We start from the raw sequence: 11,552 nt of genomic DNA on the forward strand, positions 1-11,552 counted from the left end.
ATGGAGAAGAAATTCCTAAGCTTCTCGGCATTTCTAAAATACCTGCAGAAGACGTCTGTCAGTCTTCTAAATTACTCCAACATAAGTTCTAAAAACTAACCTAAAACCCTATTCAAACGTCTCACACTAACTTCCACCATAGCGGAACTTAATCTGAAACGCTTTCAGATAAGAGGATTTTGTGCGCTCTTTTTTTCGATTCATTTTGGCTACAAAAGCAATAAAATCAAGCATTAGTAAAACCAGTGGAACTTACCCTGACATGGATTTCCACTGGTTTTTACAATTTTTATCAGATTAACTTCCACTTCTACTAGCGGTGGAACTTAGTTTGGGAATTTACCGGATTTTTAAAGTTTAGCAAAAGTCGTCACAATTCGCTGACAAACTTCTTGCAACAGAGATTTAGGCATGGCTACATTGAGGCGGGCATGGAGACTCCCTTCCTCTCCAAAATCCAAACCACGGTTGAGGATAACCTTAGCTTCATTTCTCAACAGCTCTTGCAATCTTTCATCAGTCAGATCATAGGCTGAAAAATCAAGCCAAATCAAGTAGGTTCCTTGCGGTTTCATGACCTTGATTTTAGTCTCTTTTCCAAATAAATCTACCACATAATTGATGTGGTCTTCAAAGACTTGCTTGAGTTCCTCTAGCCAATCCTTCCCATAGCGATAGGCAGCTTCTGTCGCCAGATAACCCAGACCTGAAATTTCATGCTGATTATTAGCCAACTGACGTTTCTGGTAAGCCAGTCTCAACTTAGGATTTTCAATGACTGCATAGGAATTTTTTGTCCCAGCGATATTAAAGGTTTTAGTGGCACTGGTCAAGACGATAGCAAATTCTTTAAAGTCAGGATTGATGGTATTGAAGGAATGATGCTTGTGACCAAAGAGGACCAAATCTTGGTGAATCTCATCTGAAACCAAGAAAACACCGTGTTTTTGGCAGAGTTGGCCAATCTTCTCCAACACTTCTTTTTCCCATACACGTCCACCAGGATTGTGAGGATTGCAGAGAATATAAAGTTTGACATCCTCTTCCACCAAATCCTTTTCAAGTCGGTCAAAGTCAATCTCAAACAGACCATCCTTTTCCACCAAAGAATTGGTAATCAATCTACGATTATTCAACTTGACACTGCGAGCAAAAGGTGGGTAGACAGGTGTGTTAATCAGAACTGCCTCGCCTTCTTTTGTAAAGGCTTGAATAGCTGTTGAGATAGCTGGTACCACACCCTCGATAAAGACAAGAGCCTCTTTGTCAAAGTGGTAACCGTGTTGTGTGGCTTCCCACTTTTGAACTTCCTTAATTAACTCTTCACTGGCATAGGTATAGCCATAAACCAGTTGATCCGCATAAGTCTGCACGGCTTGGCGGATTTCAGGCAAGACTACAAAGTCCATATCCGCTATCCAAGCTGGTAGAACTTCACTATCCGTTTCTGTTTCTTTCCATTTATAGGTATGGTGCCCTAAACGGTTGGGCAGGCTTGTAAAATCATATTTTCCCATCTTTGTCTTATCCTTCCAAGGCTTGGTGCAAATCTGCAATCAAATCTCTAGCATCCTCAATCCCAATCGACAAACGCAAGAGGTCATCTGTCAAACCATAGGAATGGCGCACTTCTGCTGGAATATCAGCATGGGTTTGAGTCGTTGGATAAGTAATGAGACTTTCTACCCCACCCAAACTTTCCGCAAAAGAGAAGACCTTGAGACTGTTCAAAATATGTGGAATGCGCGTTTCATCGGCTACTTTAAAGGAAATCATGCCCCCACGACCAGTATAGAGAACTTCCTTAACTGCTGGAGAATCCTTCAAAAAGGCAACCACTTCTTGGGCATTAGCTGTTGAGCGCTCCATACGAAGAGACAAGGTCTTGAGACCACGAATCAATTGATAGCTGTCAAATGGTGACAAGACTGCCCCTGTCGTATTGAGATTGTAGAAAAGCTTCTCGTATAGTTCTAAACTATTGGTCACAACCACTCCAGCCAGGACATCATTGTGGCCTGCCAGATACTTGGTTGCTGAATGGAGAACGATATCTGCTCCATCTTCAATCGGACGTTGGTAGATAGGGCTGTAGAAGGTATTGTCCACCACCACTTTGGCACCCTTAGCATGAGCCAATTTTGCTAGTTTTTCGATATCAAATTCCAACATCAAGGGATTGGTTGGCGTTTCGATATAGAGAACATCCACATCCTTCTCCAACTCGACAATCAATTCTTCTTCTGTGTTGGCATAGGTAAAATGGAAACGACCTTCCTGCTCCACTTGATTGAACCAGCGGAAAGAACCTCCATAAAGGTCACGCACCGCCAAGACCTTACTTCCTACTGGAAAGACGCTAAAGGCCAGTACAATAGCTGACATTCCTGAGCTAGTCGCTAGGGCATAGTCTGCTGACTCAATAGCTGCCAAGACTTCCTCAGCCTTACTGCGAGTTGGGTTTTTGGTGCGCGTATAGTCAAATCCAGTAGATTGACCAAACTCTGGATGCTGATAGGTCGTTGAAAAATGAAGCGGTGTCACCAATGCACCTGTCGCTTCATCTGACTTAATACCCGCCTGGGCCAAAATTGTGTTAATGTGTAATTCCTTGCTCATACAATTCCTCCAAATCTATAGTAACTATTGTACCACTTATTTTCATCAACTCATTTTCTTCTTTTCAAGAGCTAGTTATAGTTTTAAACTATATACTTAGATAGTAAAGCTAAAAAGAATCCAGAAAAGCTTCCAGATTCTTTTGTGAAAATGATTGCTAGGGCTTACTTAGACTGAAAGAAATCCTGTTGGGATAAATAATCATAATGCTCTTTGTTAAATTGATATTGGCCCACATGCTGACTAATCTGACCGACATCCACGGAAAAAATATAGGCTTCATTTTGATAGTTCCAGTTCAGCCTAACTGTATTCAAGACTGGCTTATAAGTAAAATCTTTGACTTGATTCCAAGGCATCTCTACGACATGATTAGAATGATTTTCTGTTACATCACTGATGTCCATCAAGTAGATTCCCTTAGGTGTGAATGCCAGAATCTTAGGCTTCACACTCGACTGAACATAGTAACTACCTCCTATAATGAAAAAATCAATAAAGGATTTGAACCATGTCTTTTTCTTGAAAGCCATCAGAAAATTCTTTTGCCCTTCAATGCGACAAGTTGAAAGAAATGATGCAATCTGTTTTTCTGTTGCAAACTCCATAATAGCGCCCATGATGATACCTCCATAAAAATCACTAAATAGGCAGATAAGGACTCTTCACTCAAAGAAGAACTTATCATTTGTTGCGTTTTATCTTACTTTTCCAGTAGATGACATACCTCCTATAACATTACCCTAGCATATGCATACTTCAATCAACATTGGGTAGATTTTCGAAAATAGCGTCTCACATTTATGTTATATTCATTATAACATAAACTCAAGAAACAAAGAAAAAAATGTGAGATTTTTCTTCCAAATTTACCATCATTCTATTAAAAAACGACAGCTTCTTTCGAAACCATCGTTTTTCTTGAAAAATCCTTATTTGACATGTTTCGCCAATTCTTCTTGGGCTTTTTTATTAGATTCTTCTTTTTCTTTCAACCATTTTTCTCTGGCTTTTGCATATTCGTCTGTTGTGACTGTCTTATCTTGTAATTTGAGGTATTTATAGGATTCAACCCCTTTATTACCAGCCAATGAATATGGTGTTGAGAAAGGAACGATTTTTCTCAATGTTGGTGTTCCACCAAGTGAAACATTTGGAATTGCTAGAGAGCTATCTACTAACCAAGCTTGGATTTCAGCATACTTTTCATAGCGTTTTGCAATATCTTGTTCCTTATTAGCTTCTTCCAACATTTGAGTGTAGACATCCAATCCAACAGCCTTGGCCTTGTCATTGGCTTCACCTGGCTCGAGTCCAAGACTTTGTAGAACCCCACCATTCTTGACACTAAAGATATCAAGATAGCTAGATGGATCAAGATAGTCCGCACTCCAACCACCATTGTAGAGATCGTAGTCTTTTTGCGCAGCTGTTTGAGCTAGATAACCTGAACTATCATAGTCCTCTGTAGAAAGTAGGTGGACATCAATCACAACATTTTCTGCACCTAAGACAGACTCAATTGATTGCTTCATGGAATTGATTCCTTGAATTTCAGCCTTATTGGTCAACTCTATATTTTTATCTAAGTGGATAGGGAATGTTACCCCCTTAGCTTCTAATTCTTTCTTAGCTTCTGCAAATTTGGCTTTGGCTTTCTCTGGATTGTAGTATGGATCTTGGGCATCCGCGAAGTTGATTCCTTGCCATTCCTTACCATAATTGACCATCTTAGAAGCCACTACTTCACCAAAGTCTTTTCCCTTGATACTTACGAAGTTTGGAGGAACAACCAAGTTACGCAAAATCTTAGTTGCACCATCTTCTCCTTGAGATTGAGCCCCGTAAGCTGTCCGATCATAGGCAAAATTAATAGCTTGACGGAAGTTTTTATTAAGAACCGCTTCTTGAGTCGATTTCTTTTCAGCATCACTTGTCTTGGAAGTGAATTTATAAGATTGTCTATCCAGATTAAAGTTTAAGAAGTAAGAAGTGGCATCTTGCATGCTATAGACGATATCATCTTTGTATTTTTCTTTAATTCCTTCATAACTTGAACTATTCGGATAGAGACGAGCGTAGCTATAGGCTCCGTCTGTAAAGTTACGAACAAGAGCGTCTTGGTCACTACCATCATAGTAGGTCAATTTGACATCATCTACAAAGACATTTTTAGCATCCCAGTAGTTAGGATTTTTCTTGTATTCGATGACAGATTTTGAAACAAAAGCTTTCATCAAGAAAGGTCCACTGTACAAAATATTAGCAGGGTCTACCTTCCCAAAATCATCCCCTTTTGATTTCAAGAAATCTGCATTGACTGGGAAAAGAATGGTTGAGGTTGTTTTTGAGTTCCAGTAAGGTTCTGGTCGAGCCAAGGTGTATTGAACCGTTTGCTCATCAAGAGCCTTGACTCCGACAGTTGAAAAGTCGCTTGTTTTCCCGTTAATATAGTCATCCAAGCCTGCAACAGAGTCCTGCACTAGATACAAGGCTTCTGATTTTTTATCAGCTGCATATTTCAAACCTGTCACAAAATCCTGAGCAGTTACAGGAGCATATTCTTCTCCCTCAGAAGTAAACCACTTAGCATCCTTACGAAGTTTGTAGGTATAGGTTAAACCGTCCTTAGAAACACTCCAATCCTCTGCCAAGGATGGCACATAGTTCCCATACTGGTCATTTTCCATGAGACCATCTACCAGATTGGTCACAATATCATTGGTTGTTGCACGGTTTTCTGCTAGATAGTTCAAACTAGATGGATCACTTGAATAAACATAGTTATAGGTTTTTGACCCTGTGCTAGAATTTCCACAGGCGCTTAACAAAATACCTGCACTTAACATGACACCTGCAAGTGTTGCATACTTGGCCTTAGACTTTTTCATTTCCAGAACCTCCTGCTTTAAATATTTGTTTTATTATACAACATTTAGTTTGTTTAGTCAATGATTTTTTCCAAAAAAATCGAAAAAGACCTCATCTTCTACTTTCAAAAGATAATTTTAGCTATTTTGACGCTAAAAAAGGAATAAGTTTCAAGTTCTCCTAAAAGATTGTTCAACTTATTCCTTTTATTTATAAATGCTATCTTACGAAAGATTAAATTTTGCTCGCATGCGATCTGCTTGGGCTTTTCCAATCACCTTATCCAATAAACGAGTACGGAGACTCATGACTCCGTATACTCCTCCACCCATGGCACCGACAAGAGCTACATAAAGGAAGCTCCACAAACGTCCACTCGGTTGGAAGAAAAATCCTAACAGCCACTGGATGGTTCCTATTAACAGAAACATGACTAGGGTCAGCAAACTGATTAAAATGGTTCGCTTCAAAATCACCTTGCGCTTGACACCCGTTACCTTACAAATATCCCGATACATCAAGACATTAGGAATGATGAGAGCAATGGTTGTGGAAATCAAAGGTCCGTAACTGTGGAAGAGAGCGATGGTAGGTAGTTGCAAGACTAGCTTGGCAATAGAACCATAGATAAAATAGAGAACGGCCTTGCGGTTGCGGAACATGGCCTGAAGCATTGGAGACAAGACCATGTACAAGCCTAAAATAATAGACTGCAAAACTGCAAAGACAAATAAGCCCAGAGCCAAACTATCTGGCTTACCATAGAAGACCGTATAAAGAGGTCCCCCTACCATGACCACTCCAACCGTTGCTGGTAGCAGGAACATAAAGAGTAAGGTGAGACTATCCTGAACGAGACGAGAAGCTGCTTTCAAGTCCCCCTTGACATAGTTTTCAGTCAAAAGTGGCAAACCGACACCCCCAATTGAAACTCCAACAGAAATCAAAATCATAGTGATTTTATTAGGATTGGCTGAGAAATAAGAAAACATGACAACCAAGTCCTCGTTGCTGTAGTTGGTAAACCAGCTCATACTATTGATAAAGGTCAGCTGATCCAAAATCTGGAAGAGCTGGATGGCAGACCCTGTTAAGATAAAAGGAATGGCTTCCTTAATAGTATCGACCAAAAGACGCTTGCTGTTAATCTTATCTCCTGTTTCAAGGACTCTTTTGAGTAATCCCTCTTTGGCAAGGAAATAAATCAAGACTGCAAAACTGGCGACCATGCCGACAAAGGCAGCAAAGGTGGATTGGGTAACCGCTGCTAGGTAATCTCCCGAACCGAGCTTCATAATGATAAAGGTTGCTAGGAGCATCCAGATAACACGAATGACCTGCTCAGCAATTTGACTCATGGCATAAGGTTTGAGGTTATTCATCCCTTGGAAAAATCCTCGGATAACACTCATAGACGGGAAAATCAAGACTCCCCAAGCCAAGCTTTGCATGATTGGGATCAAGTCTTTGCCCACGCCAGACAAGTCTGCTAGCCAAGGAGCAAAGACATACAAGATTAAAGTAAAAACCAAACCTAGTCCCGTCATAAAGCCTAAAAAGCTCCGAATCAGGGCAAAGCTATGCTCTTCTTCTCGCATGGTATTATACTTGGCAACTTGCTTGGCCACTGCAACCGGAATACCTGCTGTTGAAACCAGTAAGAACCAGGCATAGATATTGTATCCCATGGTAAAGAGTCCATTGGCTGTAGCCGCATAAGACCCCATCCAGATGTACCAAGGGATAATGTAAATAGCCCCAAGTAGGCGACTGATAAAGTTACTAGCCGTTAGCCAAGCAGTCCCCCGTAACATCTGGGCCTGCTGGTGATTGTTTTCGTGCGACATAGATTCCTCATTCAATTTTGATAACTAGGAAAAACTCCTTATCTTCCATTATAAACTTTTCCTTGTTACTTGTAAATTTACGACTTTCGGTTTACAATAGAAAGTATGATAAAGATTGAAACTGTATTAGATATTTTAAAGAAAGATGGTCTCTTCCGTGAGATTATCGACCAAGGACACTATCACTACAACTACAGCCATATCGCGTTTGACACCATCTGCTATGACAGCCACAAGGCCAAAGAAAAGAGCCTATTTTTCGTCAAGGGTGCTGCCTTTAAGAAGGAATTTCTGCTTTCTGCCATCTCTCAAGGACTCGGTTGGTATATAGCTGAAAAGGACTACGAAGTCGGTATCCCTGTCATCATTGTGAACGACATTAAGAAAGCCATGAGTTTGATTGCTATGGAATTTTATGGAAATCCACAGGAAAAACTCAAACTCCTCGCCTTTACTGGAACCAAGGGTAAGACAACAGCAGCCTATTTCGCTTATAACATCTTATCTCAAGGGCATCGACCTGCAATGTTGTCGACTATGAATACAACTTTAGATGGCAAGACTTTCTTTAAGTCTGCATTGACAACTCCTGAGAGTATTGACCTCTTTGACATGATGAATCAAGCTGTGCAAAATGATCGTACCCACCTCATCATGGAAGTTTCCAGCCAAGCCTATCTGGTCAAACGTGTCTATGGCCTAACCTTTGATGTGGGAGTTTTCCTCAATATCAGCCCAGACCATATCGGCCCGATTGAACACCCTAGCTTTGAAGACTATTTCTACCACAAGCGTCTCTTGATGGAAAATAGCCGAGCAGTCATCATTAACAGTGACATGGATCACTTTTCTGTCTTGAAAGAACAAGTGGCAGATCAAGACCATGATTTCTATGGTAGCCAATCTGATAACCAAATCGAGAATTCCAAAGCCTTTAGCTTTTCAGCTACGGGTAAACTGGCTGGAGACTATGATATCCAACTGATTGGTCACTTCAACCAAGAAAATGCCGTTGCTGCTGGACTTGCTTGCCTCCGTCTCGGAGCTAGTCTTGAGGACATCAAAAAAGGAATCGCTGCAACCCGCGTTCCTGGTCGTATGGAAGTCCTCACTCAGAAAAATGGAGCCAAGGTCTTCATCGACTACGCCCACAATGGGGATAGTCTGACAAAACTCATCAATGTGGTTGAAACTCATCAAACTGGAAAGATTGCTCTGGTTCTTGGTTCGACGGGAAACAAGGGAGAAAGTCGTCGTAAGGACTTTGGCCTCCTCCTCAATCAACATCCTGAGATTCAAGTCTTTCTGACTGCTGATGACCCTAACTATGAAGACCCAATGACCATTGCAGATGAAATCAGTAGCTACATCAATCATCCTGTTGAAAAGATTGCGGATCGCCAAGAAGCCATCAAGGCAGCAATGGCCATCACAAATCACGAATTAGACGCAGTTATTATCGCTGGTAAGGGAGCAGATTGCTACCAAATCGTCCAAGGCAAGAAAGAAGCCTATCCTGGAGATGCAGCTGTCGCAGAAAATTATTTATAAGATAGAAAAAATCAAGGGAAATGAAACCCTTGATTTTTTATCTTTATTTAAAAGCGTTTTTCAAACCTTCAACGGCACCTTCTACAGCACCTTTAGCGTCTTCAACTACGTCTTTTGCCTTAGCAACTGTTTTTTCAACAGCTCCTTCAAGTTCTGTCTTGCTGTCTCCAGTAACTTTACCAAATCCTTCTTTGATAGCGCCTGTTGCTTGTTCCAATTTGTTTTCAAGTGACATATGATTGTCTCCTTTAGTTTTATTCCGATATGTGTTATCGGTTACATTAGTATAAACTTATCGATAGATAAAGTCAAACAATGTGCTCAGAAAAAGCAATCACACTAAATAGAAAGTTAATTTTTCCTTATCAAAATCGATAGCCAACTCATACTTTCCATCTGCATTTTGGACAATATAACCTAGGACAACTAAACTGTCCACAAAGATGTCACGACGTTTCTGCATAAGCTGATCTTTTTTAAGAAATTTTAGCAAAAAAGTCGTCATATATTTGAGGGCATACTCAGGATTGACATCTCCCAAAATGGCATAGAGTTCCTGCTGTTTTTCTGTCAAAGGATACTGATTTTTGACCTTGTAGAAATAATTAGACAGGGTCATTTTAGTGCGCGCAAAGTCCGTCTTTTCAACTAAAATAGCTGCATTGGTTTGATTGCGCAATTCCGTCTCAAAACTCTTCTCCAACAAAGTTTGATAAATTGGACTAGCTTCTCTAACAAAAATCTCTTGATCCAGTTCGAGACTATCGAGTGTTTTAAGCATAGGAAAATTGAGGTAATAGCGCTTATTTTCCCGTAGAATAAAGCCAGCCTTTATATACTCTTCCATGAGTTTATCAACTGCTAGATCTGGAAATTGAGTCTTAATTTCCCGTAGAATCACATCCTCATGCTGGTCCAGATAGCGGATCAATTCTCCAAAAAATGGCTGTCTCGTCAAACGAGATGGATTAAAAATCTGAATCATGAAGATTCCTTTCTTTACATTCTAACAGAGGCGATGCTGCCAACTGACTAGGATTGGTCCCAGCTTGGTTTAGAGGAACAGGAAGACCTAATTCTCTGTAATACTCCCTCCAAAAATCACTAATCTCTTGCTTCCCATCCCCAAATTTCATGGGAATAGTTTCAAAAATCGGTAGGATTTCTGCTATATACTGGGAACAATAGAAACCAACTCCATCTGGATAGAAAGAAGCATTGTAGGGAGCCCCTAGATATTTGCAAGCTCTTTCCTTCACCGACTGGATATCCATTTCTGGGTAGACATAGAGGTCGTACAAGTGATTGGGCTCAAAGAAGGCTGCTGGTTCCTGACAGATAACACCAGCCTGTTCACTAGCATGGTAAATCATCCCATCCAAATAAATGGCTACATGGCTATAGTTGCCTGTTGAAGTCTGGATGGCCTGTCCCATATCTGACTCATCTCTCACAAAAATCAAATCGCCATTTGCTAACATGCTTCACTCCTAGAAAAAAAGGAGCCGAAACTCCTTTCGATATAAGGAAACTAACATTTCCGATTTTGAACTGACACCCAAAATCTTACGCATTAAAGCTTTCAGTCAATTGAGGTACCACTTGTTTCTTACGTGAAACGGCACCAGCAAGGAAGGCATGATTGTTTTCAAGTTTGAAGTTGAAAGCCGCTTCGACTTTGCCCATATTGGCACCAAGCGCCAAGATTTCTGAGTTTGAGTTGACGATATCTGTAATCATCAAGACAAAGTCAGAGTAGCCGTTTGCTTCGTTAGCAGCTTGCATTGCAGCTTCAATTTCTGCTTGGCGTTCCAAGACTTCAGCGATGTCAACTGTGTTTACTTGAGCAACACGGACATTATTTCCGTTCAATTCAAAAGTCTTAGCATCGATGTCAATCAATTCGTCAGCAGATTTGCTAGCCAAGTTGGTACCAGCTTTCAACATTGCCAAACCATATTCTTCCAAGTTTACACCAGCCAATTCAGCCAATTCAGGAGCAATGACTGTATCTGTTGGGTGTGTTGTTGGTGATTTCAAAAGAAGGGTATCTGAAATCAAACCTGAAAGCATCAAACCAGCAATCTCTTTAGGTACAGCTACACCATGTTCTTTGAACATACGGTAAACGATTGAAGACGCAGATCCAACTGGCTCCAAACGCATGTAAAGTGGGCTTGCGGTTTCAAAGTTAGCCACACGGTGGTGGTCTACAACACCATAAACTTCTACTTCAGCGATATCTGATACAGATTGTTGGAATTCATTGTGGTCAGTCAAGATAACTTGCTCTGCACCTTCTGCTTTGGCAGAAGTAATAACACGCGGCGCTTCCACACCAAAATAGTTCAAGACAAAGGCTGTTTCTTCATTTGGAGTTCCAAGGGCAACAGCTTCCGTATCCAAACCATAAGCTTCTTTTGCAAGGTAGGCAAAGGCTACAGATGACCCGATGGCATCTGAGTCTGGATTTTGGTGACCAAATACTAGAATCTTAGACATGATAATACCTCATTTTGTTTATTCTCTTTATTGTAGCATTTTTTTCGCTTTTTGACAAAAGTAAGAGGAGTCAAAGGGCTCCTCACGATTCTTCTCGAAAATCTCTTCAAACCACGTCAGCTTCGCCTTGCCGTAGGCATGGGTACTGACTTCGTCAGTTCT

General features: G+C 40.7%; 10 protein-coding genes. 1 reads left to right on the forward strand and 9 read right to left on the reverse strand.

The annotated features are described in order from the left end of the window. Positions 1–350: 350 nt before the first annotated feature. The 5 genes from HT728_RS07810 to HT728_RS07830 all read right to left on the reverse strand — a co-directional run bounded on the left by HT728_RS07810 (position 351) and on the right by HT728_RS07830 (position 7,337). Positions 351–1,517 (reverse strand): MalY/PatB family protein, encoded by a 1,167-nt coding sequence (locus HT728_RS07810; RefSeq protein WP_173234680.1) that lies wholly within the window; start codon positions 1,515–1,517, stop codon positions 351–353. A 7-nt stretch (positions 1,518–1,524) separates the two neighbouring features. After that, the gene (locus HT728_RS07815) at positions 1,525–2,619 is read right to left on the reverse strand and encodes a cystathionine gamma-synthase (RefSeq protein ID WP_173218106.1); all 1,095 of its coding nucleotides are present in this window, start codon (positions 2,617–2,619) and stop codon (positions 1,525–1,527) included. A gap of 164 nt (positions 2,620–2,783) precedes the next feature. After that, a complete protein-coding gene (locus HT728_RS07820) occupies positions 2,784–3,239 on the reverse strand; it encodes a hypothetical protein (RefSeq protein WP_173218108.1) in 456 nt (151 codons plus the stop codon). Between the two features lie 312 nt (positions 3,240–3,551). Further along, positions 3,552–5,510, reverse strand: coding sequence for a peptide ABC transporter substrate-binding protein (locus HT728_RS07825; RefSeq protein WP_173234682.1), 1,959 nt, complete (start codon positions 5,508–5,510; stop codon positions 3,552–3,554). A 204-nt stretch (positions 5,511–5,714) separates the two neighbouring features. Next, a complete protein-coding gene (locus HT728_RS07830; RefSeq protein ID WP_173234685.1) occupies positions 5,715–7,337 on the reverse strand; it encodes a polysaccharide biosynthesis protein in 1,623 nt (540 codons plus the stop codon). A 105-nt stretch (positions 7,338–7,442) separates the two neighbouring features. Between HT728_RS07830 and HT728_RS07835 the strand changes: the two genes are divergently transcribed. Then, a complete protein-coding gene (locus HT728_RS07835) occupies positions 7,443–8,888 on the forward strand; it encodes a UDP-N-acetylmuramoyl-L-alanyl-D-glutamate--L-lysine ligase (RefSeq protein ID WP_164226747.1) in 1,446 nt (481 codons plus the stop codon). Between the two features lie 43 nt (positions 8,889–8,931). On the opposite strand, the gene HT728_RS07840 is transcribed toward HT728_RS07835, so the two are convergent. From HT728_RS07840 to HT728_RS07855, 4 genes are all read right to left on the reverse strand, one after another. Beyond that, positions 8,932–9,123, reverse strand: coding sequence for a CsbD family protein (locus tag HT728_RS07840; protein ID WP_049521477.1), 192 nt, complete (start codon positions 9,121–9,123; stop codon positions 8,932–8,934). Between the two features lie 99 nt (positions 9,124–9,222). Further along, positions 9,223–9,873, reverse strand: a complete 651-nt coding sequence (locus HT728_RS07845) for a DUF1803 domain-containing protein (protein ID WP_173234686.1) — start codon at positions 9,871–9,873, stop codon at positions 9,223–9,225. After that, positions 9,857–10,369, reverse strand: a complete 513-nt coding sequence (locus tag HT728_RS07850; protein ID WP_173234689.1) for a YiiX/YebB-like N1pC/P60 family cysteine hydrolase — start codon at positions 10,367–10,369, stop codon at positions 9,857–9,859. Before HT728_RS07850 ends, HT728_RS07845 begins: the two co-directional genes overlap by 17 nt. 85 nt (positions 10,370–10,454) lie before the next feature. Next, on the reverse strand, positions 10,455–11,390 hold the full coding sequence (locus HT728_RS07855) for a manganese-dependent inorganic pyrophosphatase (RefSeq protein WP_115904142.1): 936 nt from the start codon (positions 11,388–11,390) through the stop codon (positions 10,455–10,457). Positions 11,391–11,552 lie beyond the last annotated feature (162 nt).

Source organism: Streptococcus sp. 544 (assembly GCF_013277385.1).
Taxonomy (GTDB): domain Bacteria; phylum Bacillota; class Bacilli; order Lactobacillales; family Streptococcaceae; genus Streptococcus; species Streptococcus mitis_BA.